The organism is Victivallis sp., assembly GCF_048170485.1.
GTDB lineage: Bacteria > Verrucomicrobiota > Lentisphaeria > Victivallales > Victivallaceae > Victivallis.
Genome location: NZ_DBEXAY010000295.1, coordinates 1 through 18,301 on the forward strand (window position 1 = coordinate 1; position 18,301 = coordinate 18,301).

General features: G+C 61.6%; 16 protein-coding genes and 1 pseudogene. 6 read left to right on the top strand and 11 right to left on the bottom strand.

The genetic code is table 11. From position 1 onward, the window contains the following. The first annotated feature begins 110 nt into the window (after positions 1 to 110). Positions 111 to 800 carry a type II secretion system protein gene (locus tag ACMLHG_RS15280; RefSeq protein WP_417171049.1) on the top strand — a complete coding sequence of 230 codons (690 nt, stop codon included), beginning with the start codon at positions 111 to 113 and terminating at the stop codon, positions 798 to 800. A gap of 58 nt (positions 801 to 858) precedes the next feature. On the opposite strand, the gene uvrB is transcribed toward ACMLHG_RS15280, so the two are convergent. The 4 genes from uvrB to ACMLHG_RS15300 all read right to left on the bottom strand — a co-directional run bounded on the left by uvrB (position 859) and on the right by ACMLHG_RS15300 (position 5,299). Continuing rightward, positions 859 to 2,871 (bottom strand): excinuclease ABC subunit UvrB, encoded by a 2,013-nt coding sequence (gene uvrB, locus ACMLHG_RS15285; protein ID WP_417171050.1) that lies wholly within the window; start codon positions 2,869 to 2,871, stop codon positions 859 to 861. Positions 2,872 to 2,884: 13 nt separating this feature from the next. Further along, positions 2,885 to 4,381 carry a glucose-6-phosphate dehydrogenase gene (zwf, locus tag ACMLHG_RS15290; RefSeq protein WP_417171051.1) on the bottom strand — a complete coding sequence of 499 codons (1,497 nt, stop codon included), beginning with the start codon at positions 4,379 to 4,381 and terminating at the stop codon, positions 2,885 to 2,887. A gap of 104 nt (positions 4,382 to 4,485) precedes the next feature. Then, positions 4,486 to 4,866, bottom strand: coding sequence for a hypothetical protein (locus ACMLHG_RS15295; RefSeq protein WP_295811947.1), 381 nt, complete (start codon positions 4,864 to 4,866; stop codon positions 4,486 to 4,488). 49 nt (positions 4,867 to 4,915) lie between these two features. Then, the gene (locus ACMLHG_RS15300) at positions 4,916 to 5,299 is read right to left on the bottom strand and encodes a hypothetical protein (RefSeq protein ID WP_295811950.1); all 384 of its coding nucleotides are present in this window, start codon (positions 5,297 to 5,299) and stop codon (positions 4,916 to 4,918) included. 302 nt (positions 5,300 to 5,601) lie between these two features. Here ACMLHG_RS15300 and ACMLHG_RS15305 point away from each other — a divergent pair, with 302 nt between their 5' ends. Continuing rightward, on the top strand, positions 5,602 to 6,324 hold the full coding sequence (locus ACMLHG_RS15305) for an AzlC family ABC transporter permease (protein WP_417171052.1): 723 nt from the start codon (positions 5,602 to 5,604) through the stop codon (positions 6,322 to 6,324). Further along, complete coding sequence (locus ACMLHG_RS15310) at positions 6,321 to 6,653, top strand: branched-chain amino acid transporter permease (RefSeq protein WP_295811956.1); 333 nt, start codon at positions 6,321 to 6,323, stop codon at positions 6,651 to 6,653. The genes ACMLHG_RS15305 and ACMLHG_RS15310 overlap by 4 nt, the downstream gene beginning before the upstream one ends. Here the strand turns inward: ACMLHG_RS15310 and ACMLHG_RS15315 are convergent. The 5 genes from ACMLHG_RS15315 to ACMLHG_RS15335 form a co-directional block, all read right to left on the bottom strand. Then, positions 6,588 to 8,075, bottom strand: coding sequence for a hypothetical protein (locus tag ACMLHG_RS15315; RefSeq protein WP_417171053.1), 1,488 nt, complete (start codon positions 8,073 to 8,075; stop codon positions 6,588 to 6,590). The genes ACMLHG_RS15310 and ACMLHG_RS15315 overlap by 66 nt on opposite strands. Positions 8,076 to 8,081: 6 nt before the next feature. Beyond that, entirely contained in the window at positions 8,082 to 8,690 is a 609-nt protein-coding gene (gene ruvA, locus ACMLHG_RS15320) for a Holliday junction branch migration protein RuvA (protein WP_417171054.1), read from the bottom strand. Then, the gene (nadC, locus tag ACMLHG_RS15325) at positions 8,687 to 9,574 is read right to left on the bottom strand and encodes a carboxylating nicotinate-nucleotide diphosphorylase (protein ID WP_295811963.1); all 888 of its coding nucleotides are present in this window, start codon (positions 9,572 to 9,574) and stop codon (positions 8,687 to 8,689) included. Before nadC ends, ruvA begins: the two co-directional genes overlap by 4 nt. Before the next feature lie 43 nt (positions 9,575 to 9,617). Next, entirely contained in the window at positions 9,618 to 10,109 is a 492-nt protein-coding gene (locus tag ACMLHG_RS15330; protein ID WP_417171055.1) for a PTS sugar transporter subunit IIA, read from the bottom strand. A 172-nt stretch (positions 10,110 to 10,281) separates the two neighbouring features. Continuing rightward, positions 10,282 to 11,286: an aspartate-semialdehyde dehydrogenase gene (locus tag ACMLHG_RS15335; RefSeq protein WP_417171056.1), complete on the bottom strand. Its 1,005-nt coding sequence runs from the start codon at positions 11,284 to 11,286 to the stop codon at positions 10,282 to 10,284. Positions 11,287 to 11,429: 143 nt separating this feature from the next. On the opposite strand from ACMLHG_RS15335, the gene ACMLHG_RS15340 reads away from it, so the two are divergent. The 3 genes from ACMLHG_RS15340 to ACMLHG_RS15350 all read left to right on the top strand — a co-directional run bounded on the left by ACMLHG_RS15340 (position 11,430) and on the right by ACMLHG_RS15350 (position 15,726). Continuing rightward, entirely contained in the window at positions 11,430 to 13,310 is a 1,881-nt protein-coding gene (locus ACMLHG_RS15340) for a helix-hairpin-helix domain-containing protein (protein ID WP_417171057.1), read from the top strand. A gap of 313 nt (positions 13,311 to 13,623) precedes the next feature. Beyond that, positions 13,624 to 14,721, top strand: a complete 1,098-nt coding sequence (locus ACMLHG_RS15345; protein ID WP_295811977.1) for a GntR family transcriptional regulator — start codon at positions 13,624 to 13,626, stop codon at positions 14,719 to 14,721. A 228-nt stretch (positions 14,722 to 14,949) separates the two neighbouring features. Further along, complete coding sequence (locus ACMLHG_RS15350) at positions 14,950 to 15,726, top strand: sialate O-acetylesterase (RefSeq protein ID WP_417171058.1); 777 nt, start codon at positions 14,950 to 14,952, stop codon at positions 15,724 to 15,726. Positions 15,727 to 15,792: 66 nt separating this feature from the next. On the opposite strand, the gene ACMLHG_RS15355 is transcribed toward ACMLHG_RS15350, so the two are convergent. Together ACMLHG_RS15355 and tnpA are read right to left on the bottom strand one after the other, a co-directional pair. Continuing rightward, positions 15,793 to 17,745, bottom strand: a complete 1,953-nt coding sequence (locus ACMLHG_RS15355) for a sialate O-acetylesterase (RefSeq protein WP_417171059.1) — start codon at positions 17,743 to 17,745, stop codon at positions 15,793 to 15,795. Between the two features lie 217 nt (positions 17,746 to 17,962). After that, positions 17,963 to 18,301: pseudogene (gene tnpA, locus ACMLHG_RS15360) on the bottom strand (IS200/IS605 family transposase); the annotation flags it as partial.

Genomic DNA, 18,301 nt, shown 5'->3' on the forward strand with positions numbered 1-18,301 from the left:
AAAAAAACGGTTCCACCATTGAAAAATCACCGTTCCGCACTTACTATAACACTAGTGGAAAACGGAATTGTCGAACGGACATGGTCAATACGAAGCAACGGAATAGAAAAATGAGACAGAAACAGACTTTCACCCTCGTCGAACTCCTCGTGGTGATCGGCATCATCGCCATTCTGGCCGGGCTGGTCATCCCGGCAGTCATCCGCGCCCAGCAGCAGGGCAGAATCACCCAGGCGAAGTCGGACATGGCCACGATTCTCCTCGCCCTCAAGGGAGTGGAGAGCACCTACAACAAGATGGTTGCGCCGGAATCTGGTTCTACAACTACATATTCTTTTGATGGAGAAGATGTCTCGAAAGGCTCCGGTAAATTTTCCAACTGCATTACCCTAGGAGGAGGAAACGATACTGATGTGGATGCTTATGACTGTTTTATCGCGGAACTGTCTGTTCCAAACAAAGTCAGCACGCCCAATATCAATAAACGGAAAATAAAATTCCTGGATCCCAGTCCTAAATTTGATCCTACCATCGAAAACTACAAAGCGAATACAGATGAGGCTGCTAAAGAAAATAGGAAACACCTCTGGCGTGATCCATGGGGAAACCGTTACGTTATCATTATCAATACACAACTCAAGGATGAAATTCCCAATCCGGCTGATACCAACAAATCACTCGCGACCAAAGCAATTGTTTATTCTTATGGTCCGAATGGGAAAGATGATGGCGCCAAAAATATCCTGTACGATGTGGGCAGCCCGACCTCAACCTGCGACGACATCGCCAGCTGGCACTAATTCGAAATTTGTTCTGAACGGGGAGAGGTGCAACAACCTCTCCTCTTTTTTGTGTCGGTCACTTGCCGGCGGAGAGGCTCCGAATCCGGTCGCGGAGATCGGCCGCGCGCTCGAATTCGAGCACTTCCGCCGCGCGGAGCATCTCGCCGGTCAGCTCTTCGATCAATGCCTGCTGATCGGCGGGCGAAAGCCCCAGCCCGCCCAGATCGGTCGAATCGGTGATCATCGAACCGGCCAGCGACGGCATCTTCCTCTTTCCCTTCGACGCCTCCGGCGAGACGATCTCGCCGATGGTGAAGTGCCGCTCCTTGCGGATGGTCTGCGGCGTGATCCCGTGCGCTTCGTTGTAGGCGATCTGGCGGCGGCGGCGCGCTTCGGTCTGGTCGATCAGCGCCTGCATCCCCGGCGTGATGCTGTCGGCGTAGAGAATCACCCGTCCGTCCTTGTTCCGCGCGGCGCGACCCGCCGTCTGCACCAGCGAACGCTCCGAACGGAGGAATCCCTCCTTGTCCGCATCGAGAATGGCGACGAGCGCCACCTCCGGCAGGTCGATTCCCTCCCGCAGAAGGTTGATGCCGATGACGCAGTCGAACTCCCCGTCCCGCAGTTTGTTGAGGACCCGCACCCGTTCGAGCGCATCCAGTTCGGAGTGCAGGTAGCTGGTGCGGATTCCCAGCTCGGCCAGATAGTCGGCAAGCCGCTCGGAGCTCTTCTTGGTCAGCGTCGTCACCAGCGTCCGCTCCCCGGCGGCTGCCGCCTTGCGGATTTCGGCAATCACGTCATCCACCTGCCCCTCCAGCGGCCGCACCTCGATCCGCGGATCGAGCAGCCCGGTCGGACGTACGATCAGCTCCACCGGCGGCCCGGAGTGCTCCAGTTCGTAGCTCCCCGGCGTGGCCGAGACGAACACCGTGTCCCCCGCCAGCTCCTCGAACTCCTGAAACTGCAGCGGCCGGTTCTCCAGCGCCGACGGCAGCCGGAAGCCGTGATCGATCAGCACCTGCTTGCGGCTGCGGTCCGCCTTGTACATCGCCTGCAGCTGCGGCAGCGTCACGTGCGATTCATCGATGACGGTCAGGAAGTCCGGCGGAAAGAAGTCGAAGAGGCAGTAGGGGCGCGTCCCCGGGCGGCGGTTCGACAGGTGCATCGAATAGTTCTCAATGCCGCTGCAATAGCCGATCTCCCGCATCATTTCGATGTCGTAGGTGACCCGCTGGTAGAGCCGCTGCGCCTCGACCAGCAGGTTGTTCTTCTCGAACCAGGCGACCCGGTCGCGCATCTCGGCGAGAATGTTGTGCGCGGCGTGCTCAATCCGCTCCGGCGGCAGCACGAAGTGGCGGCAGGGGAAGAGCGTCACCGCCTCCGGACGGGTCTTCACCTTGCCGGAGGTGACGTCGCGCCGCTCGATCGACTCGACCTCGTCGCCGAAAAAGGCCACACGGATGAAGTCGTCCCGCTGCGGTTCGAAGATATCCACCACATCGCCCCGCACCCGGAACTCCCCCTTCTCCGGCGCGGTGTCGTTGCGGCTGTACTGGATGTCGACCAGCCGGCGGAGAATCTCGTCCCGCCCGTTGGTGTCGCCGACCGCGACGTGGACGCAGAGATCGGCGTAGTCGTCGGGCGAACCCAGGCCGTAGATGCAGGAGACGCTCGCCACCACGATCACGTCGCGCCGCTCCACCAGACTCGCCGTCGCCGAAAGGCGGAGTTTTTCGATGTTCTCGTTGATCGAGGCGTCCTTGGCGATGTAGGTATCGGTCTGCGGAATGTAGGACTCCGGCAGGTAGTAGTCGTAATAACTGATGAAGTACTCCACCGCGTTCTCCGGGAAGAACCCCTTGAACTCGCTGTAAAGCTGCGCCGCCAGCGTCTTGTTGTGCGACAGCACCAGCACCGGCCGGTCCAGTTCGGCGATCGCGTTCGCCAGCGTGAAGGTCTTGCCGGAACCGGTCACCCCCAGCAACGTCTGGTAGCGGCGCCCTTCGCGGAAATTCGCCAGCAGTTTCGCAATCGCCTCCGGCTGGTCGCCGGCGGGCGCGTAGGGAGCGTGCAGCTTGAAGAGTCCCATTCCGGCGGTCTCCTCACAGTTCCGGCACCAGCGGCCGCCATTCGCGCCCGTCGCGGAAGAGCAGCCGGAAGGACTCCTCCGGCCCGTCTGTGCCCGGCTCGTACACCGCGAGCGGACACTGTTCGCCCCAGTTCTCCAGCACCGGCGTGAAAAGTTTCCAGCTCTCGGCGATCACGTCGCTGCGGATGAAGAGCGTCTGGTCGCCGAGCATCGCGTCGAGCAGCAGCCGCTCGTAGGCCTCGAAACTCTCCCCGCCGGGGAACTCGGAGTAGCGGAAGTTCAGACTCAGCCCGCCCATGCAGAGCTTCGGCCCCGGCTGTTTGGCCTGAATCGTCAGCTCCATCCCCTCGTCGGGCTGTACTTTGAGCACCAGCGTGTCCGGCTGCATATCCGCCGCCCGGATCGGCGTGAAGATCGAATGCGGCACATGTTTGAAAACGATCGCAATCTCACTCTTGCGCGCCGCGAGTTTCTTGCCGGAGCGCAGGTAGAAGGGCACCCCCTTCCAGCGCCAGTTGTCGATCATGAAACGGGCGGCGACGAAGGTTTCAATCGTGGAATCCGGCGCCACCCCCGGTTCGGAACGGTAGCCGGCATACTGGCCGCGCACCACCGACTCCCCGAGACGCGCCAGATCGAAGGGGCGGATCGACCGGATCAGCTTCATCTTCTCGTCGCGCACCGCGTCCGGCGAGAACGAGGCGGGCATCTCCATCGCCGCCATCGCCAGCATCTCAAGCATGTGGTTCTGGAACATGTCGCGCAGCAGCCCGGCCTGTTCATAGTAGCCGGCCCGGTGTTCGACGCCGAGCGTCTCGGCGACCGTGAGCTGCACATGGTCGATGTAGTGGGCGTTCCAGACCGGTTCGAAGATCAGATTGGCGAAGCGCAGCATTAAAATGTTCTGTACGGTGTCCTTGCCGAGGTAGTGGTCGATCCGGTAGATCTGATCCTCCTTGAGGTAGCGGTGCAGCTGCAGGTCGAGCGCTTCGGCGGAGTCGAAGTCCCGCCCGAACGGCTTCTCCAGCACCACGTGGCGCCACGAACTCCCGTCCTCCGGTTCGGTCAGCAGCCCGGCGTTCGAAAGGTTTTCCAGAATCGGCGGATAGAGCTTCGCCGGCATCGCCAGATAGATCGTCCGGTTCGCGGGCAGTTCACAGCCGCGTTCGAGCTCGTCCAGACGGCGGCCCAGCGAACCGTAGAACTCCGGCGCGAAGTAATCCCCGGCATGGTAGTAGACCCGCTTCAGAAAGTCGTTCACCTGACTTTCACTGCCGCCGGAAAGTTCGGGCCGGATGTGTTCGCGGAACGCCTCGTCCGAATAGGCCGTGCGCGCGCACCCCACAATCCGCGACTCCTCGTGCATCAGACCGCGCCGGAACAGGTGGAAGAGCGCCGGATACAGTTTCCGTTTCGCCAGATCCCCCGACGCGCCGAAAATCACCAGCGTGCCGGGCGCCGGACTCACCTCAATACAGAAATTTCCACGCCAGTAGTTGCTCTCGAGCATGATGCCAACTCCTCTTCTCCTTTCGCCGTTCCCGGCGCTTCATACGAAAAACACACCAGAAAGCGAGCTTTCCGGTGTGTCTGCAATTGTTCGCGTCCGCCGCGTTACTTGACGGCGTTGGCGGAAACGCGGATCTCCTTGACGCCGAAGAACCACGGATTGGTGCTGTTCTTGGTGACGATGTTGTAGGTGCCGGTTGCCTTGAGCTCGTTGCTCTTGGCGGTCAGCATCTGAATCGCATTCTTGACCGTGACCGTGTCCTGCAGGAACACCATGCTGCCCGGATTGTCGGTGGAACCGGTGATCAGCGGAATCATGAAAAGATAGATTCCCCAGTTCTCCGCCTGCAGGTGGGCAACCGTTTTGCCGGAACGGGCCAGCTTCTGACCGTTGAGATCCGGACCTTCGACAACGCTGACCGACGCACAACCGCAGAGGACCGCGGCCGTCAGAACCGTCGCAACAAGAGTCATCAATTTATACATTATCAGTTTCCTTACATTTATGACTGTTGAGTTTCCGTTTTCCCCGCACCTACTTCACCGCGGTGCCGGAAGCGGTCCCGCCACGATAATAGAAGATGAAACCCGCGGAGGTGACGTCGGTAACCAGATCAGCCGTGGTACGGGCACCCGCAGCCTTGGCCTGTTTGGTGACCGCCGCGGTCAGCGCCTGCGGGGAAACCGTATCGGTGACCAGCGTCGGCATTCCATACTGATCGGTCGAACCGGTAATCAGCGGAATCGAGAAGAGATAGAGCCCATGAGTTGCAACAGCGATGTGTTCCACCGCAGTTCCGGAGGTTACCACCTCCTGCTTGTTGAAATCAGCGACAGAAGCCGTCTGGAGCGAGGAGCATCCCGTCAGAACGGCTGCCGCACCGAACACACCGAGCAGCATCGCGACTTTTTTTAACATTTCCTGTACCTTTCCTTAGTTGCTGTCCTCCGGTATTTCGAGACATTCCCCCGCCGCCACCGGAACCCGCGGACGGCTCCGGAACCGCCGCCATCGCCCCCCGACCTCCTCCCGAACAATCTGTCCGAACCGGTCTGACAGCCAGGCGTCTCCCGAACCCGCAATCATTAACGTAATCCTTATTTCGCGCTTGTCAAGCCGCCCGGAGGAAAATCGCACGATTTTCCCCCGTTCCGCCCCCCCCGATCCGGGTTGAGGATTCCGAAAAACCGGTGTATATTATATCTTATCCTCAGGAAAATTTGTTCAATCAACCAAACCTGCCCGGCATGAATCGCAAAACCGCAAACTCCGCCTTCCTCACCTCGCTCCCGGTGCTGATGGGATACTCCACCATGGGGGCGGCCTTCGGCATCCTGCTCAGTCAGGCCGGATACGGCCCGGCGTGGGCGCTCCTCATGAGCGTGACCATCTTCTCCGGCAGCCTCCAGTTCGCCGCCGTGGACATCCTGCGCAACGCGCCGCCGCTCTTCGAGGTCGCGCTGCTCTCTCTGCTCATCAACATCCGCTACTGCGTCTACGGAATCTCCCTCATCGAGAAGTTCCGCCGCTACGGCTGGCGGAAGTTCTACCTCATCTTCGGGCTGACCGATGAAACCTACGCTCTGCTGGTCCGCGACCGGGAGCACCACGGAACCACCCAGCGCGACTTCATGCTCGGCGTCTGCTTCTTCGACCACCTCTACTGGATCTTCGGCAGCGTCGCCGGCGCCATCGCCGGAACCCTCCTCACCTGCAATACCCGCGGAATCGACTTCACCATGACCGCGCTCTTTCTGGTGATCCTCACCGAACAGTGTCTCGAACGGAGAAACCGGATTCCCGCCCTGGTCGGCGCGGCGGCCACCGTCGCCGCTCTCGTCTGCTTCGGTCCGGAGCAGATGCTCGTGCCGGCCATCCTCGCCATCATCGGAGTTCTGCTGCTCCTGCGGCGCAAACTTGAACCACAGGAGGTGCAGCCGTGAACGCAACCTACACACTCCAGGCGATCGCGGTGATGGCGGTGGTGACCTTCCTGATCCGCGCCTTCCCCTTCCTGCTCTTCGGCCGGAAGAATGCGCGTCCGCCGGAACTGGTGCTCTATCTGGGCAACGTCATCGCTCCGGCGGCCATCGCCATGCTGGTGGTCTACTGCATCCGGAACGTGGAGTTCCTCGCCGCCCCCTTCGGCGCGCCGGAGCTGATCGCCGGCGCCGCTACGGTGCTGCTCCACCTGCGCTGGCGCAACTCACTGCTTTCGATCTTCGGCGGAACCGCGCTCTACATGGTGCTGATCCGCACGCTCTTCGCGTAACAGCTGCGCCGTCCGCTCCGCCACCTTGCGCAGAAGATCGGGCCGCTTGAGGTTAAAGTAGGTGTTGTGCAGAAAGTTCATCGAATCGGCCGGACCGTAGTGGTGCAGCAGCGCCCGGGTCAGCGCCGAATTCTCGTCGGAGGCGAAGCTCCACGCGAACACGTTCCCCAGAAAGGTGCTGCGGACGCTGCGGGTGAAGTGACCCGGCGGCGAATTGACCCCTTCGTAGGCGACGCAGAAGGGCGAGTAGGCCCCCGCCAGCGCCGTCACCACCCCCGCCGCAATCAGCGGCGCGGCGATGGCGCACTTCAGCGGCCGGAAGTGCGCCTCCAGCAGCCAGCGTCCGGCGAAAAGCCACAGAATCGGAATCACCGGCACAAGATAGCGGAATCCGTACGCCCAGCCGCCGAATTCGACGGTGAAAAAGAGGTAGAAGAGCATGACCGCCGCCACCGCAACCAGAAATACCTTGTCCACCCGCGAGAACCTCCCGCCCCGCCACAGGAAATACGCCCCCGGCAGTGCAAAAAACAGAAACGGCTGATAACTGAACAATCCACGACAGCCGAAGAGGCATTCGAAGAGGTAGCTCATCCGGTAGGCCCAGCCGGGATTCACCACCCGGAAGGTCCCTTCCGAACCGGCCACGTAGAGCGGCACCACCGTGCCGTAGGCGGTGTAGTTGAGCAGGAGAAGCCAGACGCCGACCGCGAGCCCGCAACCGATGCAGGCGGTTTCGGCGGAAATCCGTTCCCGGCGCGGCGCAAGCAGCCAGAGCGCCGCGACCGCGGCAACCGCGAATATCGCCCCGACCGGGAGATCGGCGGCGGCCACCAGTCCGGCGGTCAGTCCGGCGGCGGCGGCCAGACGCCGCGAGGGCCGGCGGCGGTACTTCTCCAGAACGATGTACAGCCCGAGCACCGCCAGCGCGGCGGGCGTGTGGTTGTTGACAGTGACGGAGTAGGAGAAGAGCCAGGTGCCGATGCACATCCCGAGCGCGAGCAGAAACTTGAGCGGGACGCTCCCGCGGCGCACCCGGCAGAACTGGCGGAAGCTCCAGACGAAGAGCAGAATGTTGATCGCGCCGCTGAATCCGAGGTTGAAGAGGTAGATCAGAAGATTGTAGTTGTCGAAGAAGTTCCAGCCGGTGACGCCGTGAAGCACCCGGTGGACCATGCCGAGCCCCCAGCCGATCGGCAGCGGCTTATCCGAATAGACGTGATTGTTGCGGATCACCCGGTCCACGGTCCGGAAGTTGGTCTTCTCGATGTGAAACACATGCTGTTCGCCCACCGCCTGAATCACCGCGAACCGGGTCGATTCATTGCCGGAAATAGAGACCTCCGGCTGGCTGTACAACAGCGCCGCCAGCGCGAGAAACGCGATGCCGATCCATTCGAAATGTCTGCGCTTGAGCTTCATCTCGCCTCAGAAGTTCAATTTGATGATCGCCTGACGAAGAAGTTTCTCGCTGGTCTGCTCCGAAGCGGGCAGTTCGGCCAGCAGTGCCTTGAGCGTCCGGTCGATGGCGTCGCGCTTGAAGCCGAGCTGTTCCAGCGCGAGCGCGGCCTCGTTCGCGGCGGTGACCGCCGGCGTCGTCTCGCCGGAGGCGGCGAACACGGTTCCGGTTCCGGCGGCGCTGAGCTTGTCGCGCAGTTCGACCACCAGCCGTTCCGCCGTCCGCTTGCCGATGCCGTTGATCCGCGAAATCGCCTTGATGTCGTTGGTGGCGATCGCCGCACAGAAGGCGGAGACCGGCATCGTGCTCAACACGCTCAGCGCGAGCTTGCCCCCGATGCCGGAGACGTTGATGAGGTAACGGAACAGCTCCCGCTCCTCCTGCGTCGCAAAGCCGAACAGCGTGATCGCATCCTCGCGCACCTGCGTGTGAATGTAGAGCCGGACCCGCTCCCCGGGGTGCGGCAGCTTGTCGAAGGTCGACAGCGGAATCGACACGTCGTAACCGACCCCGCCGACGTCGATGACGCACGCCGTGCAGGAGCTCTCCGCCAGTTCCCCGGTGAGCCGGGCGATCATTTCGACACCTGGATGTCGAGCGAGATGTCGGCGGCCTTGACCGAGTGGGTCAGCGCACCGGCGGAGACGAAGTCCACCCCGATCTTGCCGATCCGGGGGAGCCGTTCGAGGGTGATCCCGCCGGAAGCCTCCAGCTTGGCGCGGCCGTTGACCAGCTTCACCGCCTCGGCCATCATCTCGTCGGACATGTTGTCGAGCATGATGTGATCCGCCCCCGCCTCGAGCGCCTCGCGCACCTCGTCGAGCGTATCGGCCTCCACCTCGATCTCCAGCTCCGGATGGGCCTGCCGGGCGCGTTCAACCGAGCGGGTGATTCCGCCGGGGCCCTCCATCGCCGCCATCTCGCGGTGGTTGTCCTTGATCATGACCCGGTCGTAGAGACCGATGCGGTGGTTGGTGGCGCCGCCGACCGCAACCGCGTACTTCTCAAGATTGCGGTAGCCGGGCGTGGTCTTGCGGGTGTCGAGCACGAGCGTCTTCGTCCCCTTCAGCGCGGCGGCGTACTTCGCCGACGTGGTGGCGACGCCGCTCAGGCGCTGCAGGAAGTTCAGCGCGGTCCGTTCCGCAATCAGGAGTCCGCGGGCGGGGCCGTGGATCTCGGCGAGCACATCGCCGTATTCACAATGGTCGCCATCCTCGCGGATCGCCTTGAATTCGAGCCGCGGCTCCACCAGCTTGAACACCCGCTCCGCCACCGGCAGTCCGGCAAGCACCATGCCGGGCTCCTTGCAGAGCAGCACCGCTTCGGCGGTGGCGTTCTCCGGCACGACCGAATTGGTGGTCACGTCGCCGGTGGTGTCGAGATCCTCGCTCAGCGCAAGTTCGATCAACAGGTCGGTTCTTCCCCAGTCAATGGCGGGAATTTCGGTTTCTGAATTCGTCACTTTTTCTGCTCCATGGTATGTTAATAGTAAAGAAACTTCGATATCAACGATCCTGCGAAATCAGTTCGCGGAAAAGTTCGGATGCATTGGTGCAGCGGAAGAGCCCGGCCCGGAAGGAGTCGGCTTTGAGTTCGGAACTCAGGCACGAGAGCAGCTGCAGATATTCCGCATGCTGATCGAGCCGGGCGGCGATCATGACAACCAGCCGGACCGGCTGATTGTCGAGGCTTTCGTAGTCGGAGATTCCGTCGGGGACGAGCGCCGCCGCCATCACCATGCCGGTGACCGAGGCGAGACGGACATGGGGAATCGCGATCCCCAGCCCGATGCCGGTGCTCATGAGTGCTTCACGCCGGAAGATGCCGTCGGCAAGTTCGGCCCTCGAAGTGATCTGCGGCGTTTTCGCGAGAAGTTCGATCAGGAAATTGAGAACGCTCCGTTTGTCGGACGCGTTGAGGACAATGGTTCGTTCGGGGGTCAGAAAACCCGATAATCGAAACGAACCGTCAGGATCCGAAGAACCACTATCTTCCATCTCGAAAATAACCTCGCCTTATGCCGAAAATTTGATGTATATTGCTATAATATATCATTCTTCCGGCGGAAAAGCAAATCGAATTATTCCGCCGCCGGAAAACAGAGGCCGCCGCCCGGCCGGTCCCCCCCGGGGAACCGCGGAACGGCGGCAGTGCGCGGCACCCGCGCTCTTACAGAAGTTCGGCGATCTGAACCGCGTTCAGCGCCGCACCCTTGAGCAGCTGGTCGCCGGAAACGAAGATGTCCAGCCCGCGCTTGTCGTCGCGCGAAATGTCCTGACGGATGCGCCCGACGAGCACATCGTACTTCTCGGTCGCGTCAACCGGCATCGGGTAGACCTTGTTCTGCGGGTCGTCGGCCAGCTGAACCCCCGGGGAACGGCGGAGGATTTCGCGCGCCTCTTCCGGCGTGATCTCCTCTTCGAACTCCAGATTCAGCGCCTCGGAGTGGGCGCGCAACGCCGGAATCCGCACGCAGGTGCAGGAGACCTTGAGTTCCGGCAGATGGAGCATCTTGCGCGACTCGTTGACCATCTTGAACTCCTCCTTGGTGTACCCGTTCTCCTGGAAGGAGTCGATGTGAGGAATCAGGTTGAACGCAATCCGGTGAACGAACGCCCGCGGCACGATCGGCTGGTTGTCGAGCACCTGGCGGGTCTGGAGAATCAGCTCCTCCATCCCCTTCGCACCGGCACCGCTGGCCGCCTGATAGGTGGCGGCGACGAGGCGGCGGAGCTTCTTCGCCCGGTGGAGCGGAGCGACCGCCACGAGCATGATCGCGGTCGTGCAGTTCGGATTGGCGATGACCCCCTTGTTCCACTTGATGTCCTCGGGGTTGACCTCGGGCACCACCAGCGGCACATCCTTCTCCATGCGGAAGGCGCTGGAGTTGTCGATCATCACCGCTCCGGCGGAGACCACCGCGGGGCGGAACTGGCGGGAGATGTCGCCGCCCGCGCTGAAGAGCGCGATGTCGACGCCGCGGAACGAGGCTTCGGTCATCTCTTCAACCACGACATCCTCGCCCTTGAATTTCAGAGTTTTGCCGGCCGAACGGGCCGAAGCGAGAAGTTTCAGGTTCTTGACGGGGAAGTTGCGTTTTTCCAGTGTCTTGATCATTTCGACGCCGACTGCGCCGGTCGCGCCGGCGACCGCGACATTGTAACCGTTCGCCATTTTACAGTGTTTCCTTGGTTTTGATGACTCTTTTCTGAGCGGCACATACATTTGATTAATATATCACGCTCTTGAAAAAAATCAATCAAGGTGTACAGTATTCCAACACATCAACAGCAGAATCATCATCCGGGAAAGGCGCCATGGCGGATCTGGATTTCATCAACTTCAATGCGGAACAGCTGAATCGGGAAGAGCTCGAGAAACTGATCGAACACCACAACCGGCAGTACTGGGAGCTCGGCGAACCGGAAATTCCCGACGTCCGCTACGACGAACTGCTCCGCGCCCTGCGGCGGATCGACCCCGGGAATGCGCTGCTCACCCGGGTTTACGCCCCCCGGGTCGCCGGCTCCGGCAAGGTCCGGCACACCACGCCGATGCTTTCGCTCGACAAGGCCTATTCGCTTGAAGAGGTGCTCGAGTGGGGGCGGAAATTCGCCCGCACCCCCGAAGAACCGCTGCTGGTCGAGCCCAAATACGACGGCATTTCCGCCAATTTCGACGGCCGCGTGCTCTCGACCCGGGGCGACGGCGAAATCGGCGAGGATGTCTCCGACAAACTGCCGCTGATCGAACTGGAGGCCCCCGGATACACCGGCCCGGTCGACCGCCCGGCCCGCGGCGAACTGGTCATCCGCGACGACGACTTCGCCAAACTCTACTCGCACATCCGCCGGAAGGGGGGCGGCACCTACAAGAACTCCCGCAACGCCGTCGCCGGAATCATGGGCTTGAAGGAGATCGCCGAGATGCAGCTGCAGGGGGCGAAGGTGACGCTGGTCGATTATTCGCTGGTCTCCTTCCCGGTGGCGCTTTCGGAGCTGAAGTTGCAGTGGGAGCACCTGCTGCACGAACTCGCCGCGCTCCCCTACCCGCAGGACGGCGTGGTCATCAAATTCGCCGACCTCGCCTTCCGCAACTCGCTGGGGAGCACCGCCCACCATCCGCGCGGCGAAATCGCCTACAAGTTCACCAACATCCGCCGCGAAACCCGGCTGACCGGCGTGGAGTGGAGCTTCGGCAAGAACTGCCTGACTCCGGTCGCACTGCTCGACCCGGTGGAGATCTCCGGCACGACCATCCGGCGCGCGACCCTGCACAATGTCCAGAACCTGCTCGAACTCGATGCGCAGATCGGCGACACCGTGATCGTCGAACGGGCGGGCGACGTCATCCCCTACATCGTCGGCTGCCGCCCCGGAACCGAACGGCGCTCCCCCCTGATCGATCACTGCCCCTGCTGTAACGCGAAACTGGTCCGGCGCGGACCGGAGCTGGTCTGCCCGAATCCGGAGTGCCGCGAAACGGAGCTGCAGCGGCTGCTCGCCGCGGTCCGCAGTCTCGGCATCGAGCGGCTCGGCGAACCGACGCTCCGGAAACTGATGGAGAAATCCGGCGTGCGCCACCTCTCCGACCTCTTTGAACTCAAGGTGATGGACATCCTCCGTCTCGACGGCTTCGCGGAGAAGTCCGCGGCGAACCTGATCGAGGAGATCCGCAAGGCGCGGGTGGTCAACGACTACCAGCTGCTCGCCGCGCTGAACATCCCGAACATCGGCGTCAACGTGGCGAAGGTGATCTTCGAGCACTGCGACTTCGCCCGGCTCCGGACGATGACCGAAGAGGAGCTCGGCGCCATTCCCGGCATCGGTCCGGAGCGTGCCCGCGCCCTCGTCTCCGAACTCGCCGCCCAGTCGGACTACCTCGACGAACTGCTCGGCGCACTGCAGGTGGTTCACGCCAAATCCGCCGCGGGGCGGCCGACGGTCTGCTTCACCGGGAAGATGCCGGAGAAACGCTCCTGGTACGAGAAACTCGCCGCGGCGAACGGCTACACGCCGGTGGATGATGTGACCTCCTCGCTCTCGCTGCTGGTCGCCGCCGACGTGAACGCCACCGGCGGGAAACTCACCAAAGCGGCGAAGCTGGGAATCCGCGTCCTGCCGCTGGAGGAATTTCTCGCCTCGCTCCGCCCCGCCGCGGATGCCGGAACTGAAGTTTCCCAGCCGACGCTGTTTTAGACCGCCGTTTTCTTCGGAGCTTACCGAAACAACTGCCAGGGAAGATTCAGCAGACTCTTTCTGCGCCACACCACGCCCGCCCCCCCCGGGGCAAGCGCCTCCTGCATCGTCTTCCTGGGAGAATTTGCCGCCGGGGCCGGAGAACATGATAGCCACGTCAAGCCGACAAGGCGGTCGTAACGAAACTCACAACCAGTCTGCCGGACGGGTCCTCCGGATTCGCCATCGTCACTTTTTCTCTATTTCCGGTTGACATTCCATCCGGAGGATGCTACCTTATGTGAGGAGATATAGCTGTTCTCCATCTCTGTGTATGAAAATCAAGTGTTCGGCAGACCTCAGTGATTTCCGGCCCGGCGGCAACGCGGGGATCCACCAGGAACTGGCGCAGTATCTCCGGGAAAAGATCGAATCCGGAGTGCTCAGGCCGGGAGACCGGCTCCCCTCTCTGCGCGAGATGGCGGAGCTGTGGAACACCAACTTCTTCTCGGTCAAACTCGCCACTGATCTTCTGGTCAAATTCGGCCTGCTGAACAAACAGCACGGCCGGGGCATGTTCGTCGCGCCGCAGGCGGAGGGAATCCACCGGGTCGGGCTGTACACCTCGAAGCTCTACGGCAGTCGAAGCGACCGGATCACCTTCTCCGTCCTGCGGGATATCCTGCAGGAGAAGTTTCAGGCGCGCGGCATCGAATGCATCATATTTGACGACTGCCGCCCGGAGGAACAGCACCGGGAGATTCCCGATGCTTTGCAACAGGCGATCCTCTCCGGGCGGATTCAAGCGGTGATCGGGGTGGTCGTCCGCGCAATCGACAACAGCTGGTTCGACCGGATTCCAATACGCAAATCATTTATAATGAGTGATATGCAATATAATTTTTCCGCGCTCTCCCGCCAGTTGAAAGAGCGCAACTGCCGCCGGATCGCCGGAATCATCTCCGGGGGCCCGCCGGACCGGCCGAGCTTTCTCCTCGCGGAACTGCGCGCGGCCGGAATCAAGATCATGCCGCGCAATCTGCGCATCATTCCCGATAACGAGCTCACCACCCGGAGCTGGGGCGAGATCGGCTACCGCTACACCATGGAACTGCTCACCGCCCAGCCGCGGCCGGACGCGCTTATCGTCTATCCGGACAACGCGGTGCCGGGGGCGATTCAGGCGATTCTGCGTCTCGGAATCCGGGTGCCGGAAGAGCTCTTCACCGTGTTTCACCGGAATCTGGAGCTGAGTTACTTCTGCTCGTTTGACACCGCCTATATCGATTCGAAAATCGAAAACATCGCCGACCGGCTGATCGAAACCATCATCGGCAATGAGGAAAAACCGCAAGCTCCGGCAATAAGATCACAATTGCAGAAAACCGCATGCGGACATAAAAATGACCACCGGAACAATGAACCGGTATGAAAGCAATACAGCGGCAGATATTCCGCTTCCTGCGGCGGAGCTGTCGAACCATGTGACCAGGGAGGAAACACAATGAAAAAAACGGGGGGCTCTTATCTTCATAACGATGACAACGGTGCCGGAGGGGGCGTGCAAATCCGGCGTCCCGTTCCAGCAGGGGCAATCCCCCGGCAAGGTGGAATTCTTCCATCTCCGCCACAACCTCTCCGTTCAGTACGGGGGAGTGTCATGAAGTCGCTCTTTCTCGCACTTCTTCTGGCCGCGGGGATTCTGCTTCCGGCGGCGGAACTGCCGTCGAAGGAGAAGTTTCACCTGTTTCTGCTCGCCGGACAATCCAACATGGCCGGCCGCGGCGCCATCGCCCCGGAGGACAAAGTGCCCCATCCGCGGGTGCTGATGCTCGACCGTTCCGGCAACTGGGTTCCGGCGGTGGATCCGGTCCATTTTGACAAACCCTCCGCCGGCGTCGGTCCGGGCAGACGGTTTGCCATTTTGCTGGCGGAGAGCGATCCCTCCATCACCGTCGGACTGATTCCGGCAGCCTGCGGCGGCTCCCCGCTCTCGACCTGGACCCCGGGCGCTCTCTGGCAGCAGACGGAAAGTCACCCCTACGACGATGCGCTCGCCCGCACCCGCAAGGCGATGGAATCCGGCACGCTCAAAGGGATCCTCTGGCACCAAGGGGAGGCCGACTGCAGCAACTCCCTCAGCCGCACCTATCACAAGCATCTGACGGAACTTTTCCGCCGGTTCCGGAGTGAGTTCGGCAATCCCGAACTGCCGATTCTGGTCGGTCAGCTGAGCCAGTTCCCCGGCGAAAAGTGGAACGACTCCAAAAAGCGGGTCGACGCCGCACAGCGGAAGGTGGTCGAAGAGATGGCTCCGGCCGCATTCGTCACCTCGGAGGGGTTGACCTCCAATCCGGACCGGGTTCACTTCGACGCGAAGAGTCAGCGTGAATTCGGGCGGCGCTACTTCGAAGCGTACCGGAAACTTCTCCGCTGAAGACGGCAGTTTCCCCCTCACAAAGAACAACGGGCTCCGGATGAATTCCGGAGCCCGTGCTGTTTTTCAGAGGATTTCCAGCTCGAAGGTGGGAGCGGGCAGCCCGTCTGCATTGCGCAACAGAGCGCCCTGCGGATTGTCGGCCCACGCATAGCGGAGCCGGCGCGGCCGTCCCTGACCGACATACGGCAGCCGCACCTCCTCCCCGGAAATTTCCGGCTCCACCGGCTGGAATTCGCCATCCGCACCGGCGATGGCGAAGAGCGTGGGGCCGGGATCGAACCGCAACCCCTCCGCACAGCGGCGGAAGCGGAGCCGGACCGCGTCCCCTTCGAACACCGCCGCGAGCGGCATCGGCCCGTTCTCCACCAGATTTTTCCCGTATTCACGGCGAAGCGCGAGGCGGGCGAGCCGTTCGCCCACTTCCCGCTTGCGTTTCGGGTGAATGTTCTCCACGTCGCCGAGGTCGAGCGTCACGGCAAAATCGTTCCCGGTCGCCTCCGCGGCGAACTGCTGCCCCAGACGCAACGGCGCCCAGGTGCTCGTCTCCTCGTACGAAGCTCCGGCGTGGAACCCGGGCAGCTGCACCTGGTAGAAGGGGAAATCCCCCTGCCCCCACGCCCGGCGCCAATCCTCGATCAGCGACTTCATCAAGCCGCCGTACTCCCGGTTGCGGCGAAGCGTATTGTGTTCGCCCTGATACCAGATCACCCCTCGCATCGCATAGGGGACCAGCGGGGCGATCATGTTGTCATACAGCACATAGGGCATATTGCAACTGCCGTAAAGCACCTCCGTCCCCGGCACGGGCGAAACCGCCGGCGGCAGGGTAATCAACCCCATGTTGAACTCGGTTGCGTAACGCCACGGGCCGGAGAGTTCGATCCCCGTCTCCGGGTCCGCCCCCTCCGGATAGAGCCGCATGGCGTCCGCCGGACCGATCATGCCGCCGTCGAAGAGGAAGGAGTAGGCCCGCACCGCAACGACCGCACGCCCCTCCCGAACCAGTTCCGGCGCGACCCGGTATTCGCGCAACTCGCACCAGACATTCGTATCCACGCCGGAACCGGTCGCTCCGACCTGCACACCGTTGAAATAGGTGATGTCATGCTTGTCCACCGCACCGATCGCCAGCGTGAGCGGCCGCCCCGCCCACTCCGCCGGAATCTCCACCTCGCGCCGGAACCAGAGCACGCCGTTGTAGTTCTCGCCCGCCTGATTCCAACGCCCCGGCAACGTCATCTGTTTCCAGCCGGAGTCGTCGAAGCCGGGCTCCGCCCAGCCCCGGCCGACGCCGTCGTTTTCCGGGCAGCCGGTCGCCCGGATTATCTCCTCCAGCCCGTCGTACTGCGGGGAACTCACATCGCGGTCACAATTTCCGCTCCACCGTTCCGGCTGGAACATCTCCGCCTCAAGCTCCAGCACGAAGTCGCGAAAATCCGGATTCTGCACCAGCGCTTCGCGGCTGCACCACGCCATCGCATCCGTCCCGCCCCAGGAGGAGTGGACGATTCCCACGGTCACGCCGGTCGCCTGCGCCACCTCGCGGGCGAAGTAGAACGCCGCGGCGGAAAACACTCTGCTGTTTCCCCGCTCCGGCCGCATCCAGCGGGCGCGGAATTCCGTCCGTCCGCCGGTCCGGGCACAGTGCGGCACGTTCAGCATCCGGACATTTTCCGTTTTCTCCGCCTCCTCCGCCGCGGCCTCACTCACGGAACCGAGCGCCATCTCCATATTCGACTGGCCGGAGGCCAGCCACACTTCTCCAACCATGATCTCGCGCAGGAAACAGCGCTCCCCGCGGTCAGGCAGCTCCGCCTCCAGCACAAACGGTCCGCCCGCCTCGCCGGGGCTGAACCGGACCAGAAACCGCCCGTCCGGCGTCGAGAGCACCCGGCGGCACTCCCCGCGGAAACGCACCTCCACCAGCGTCCGCGGCTCCGCCGTTCCCCACACCGGAATCGGCATCCGCCGCTGCAGAACCGCATAATCAGAAAACACAGAAGCAAATTGAATCATACCATCCTCTCTCTAAATCAAAACCACCGGCTTAGCCGGTGGTATGCACCACGCCTTCAAGGCGATGTTACCGGCAGCCCGACACGGGCTTTGAAAAATTCGCCAATCGCAATAAAATCACAGGCTGCCGCTAAAGCGGCCAACCAACCTTTTTCTTATGATAGTCTATTTGAAAAGAAACAGCCCCCCTGCTATGCAGGCAGAGTTCTTCTGCCTTTTAATTCTTGCTACCCGTAAACGGGTCTATGTACTCCCTAAACGTTAATTGCTCCATTGCCTGATCCTCTGCCAGCTGATTTTGAATATAAGCGGCAATCGCATGAGTATCTGCTCCGGCTGTATTAACATAATAACCTCTGCACCAGAAATGCCGATTCCCGTATTTATATTTCAAATTCGCATGTCGATCAAAGATCATCAAAGAACTTTTTCCTTTCAAATACCCTACAAATTGAGACACACTCAAATTGGGAGGGATACTTACCAACATATGAATATGATCAGGGCAAGCTTCGACCTCTAGTATTTCTACTTTTTCAATTCACATAATTGACGT

Bases quoted from the DNA above. Each gene is read 5' to 3' on its own strand.
- ACMLHG_RS15300 (WP_295811950.1), bottom strand. From the start codon at position 5,299: ATGTTAAAAAAAGTCGCGATGCTGCTCGGTGTGTTCGGTGCGGCAGCC.
- ACMLHG_RS15345 (WP_295811977.1), top strand. From the start codon at position 13,624: ATGAAAATCAAGTGTTCGGCAGACCTCAGTGATTTCCGGCCCGGCGGC.
- ACMLHG_RS15355 (WP_417171059.1), bottom strand. From the start codon at position 17,745: ATGATTCAATTTGCTTCTGTGTTTTCTGATTATGCGGTTCTGCAGCGG.
- ACMLHG_RS15315 (WP_417171053.1), bottom strand. From the start codon at position 8,075: ATGAAGCTCAAGCGCAGACATTTCGAATGGATCGGCATCGCGTTTCTC.
- ACMLHG_RS15330 (WP_417171055.1), bottom strand. From the start codon at position 10,109: ATGGAAGATAGTGGTTCTTCGGATCCTGACGGTTCGTTTCGATTATCG.
- uvrB (WP_417171050.1), bottom strand. From the start codon at position 2,871: ATGGGACTCTTCAAGCTGCACGCTCCCTACGCGCCCGCCGGCGACCAG.
- zwf (WP_417171051.1), bottom strand. From the start codon at position 4,381: ATGCTCGAGAGCAACTACTGGCGTGGAAATTTCTGTATTGAGGTGAGT.
- ACMLHG_RS15340 (WP_417171057.1), top strand. From the start codon at position 11,430: ATGGCGGATCTGGATTTCATCAACTTCAATGCGGAACAGCTGAATCGG.
- ACMLHG_RS15295 (WP_295811947.1), bottom strand. From the start codon at position 4,866: ATGTATAAATTGATGACTCTTGTTGCGACGGTTCTGACGGCCGCGGTC.
- ACMLHG_RS15335 (WP_417171056.1), bottom strand. From the start codon at position 11,286: ATGGCGAACGGTTACAATGTCGCGGTCGCCGGCGCGACCGGCGCAGTC.
- ACMLHG_RS15280 (WP_417171049.1), top strand. From the start codon at position 111: ATGAGACAGAAACAGACTTTCACCCTCGTCGAACTCCTCGTGGTGATC.
- ruvA (WP_417171054.1), bottom strand. From the start codon at position 8,690: ATGATCGCCCGGCTCACCGGGGAACTGGCGGAGAGCTCCTGCACGGCG.
- ACMLHG_RS15350 (WP_417171058.1), top strand. From the start codon at position 14,950: ATGAAGTCGCTCTTTCTCGCACTTCTTCTGGCCGCGGGGATTCTGCTT.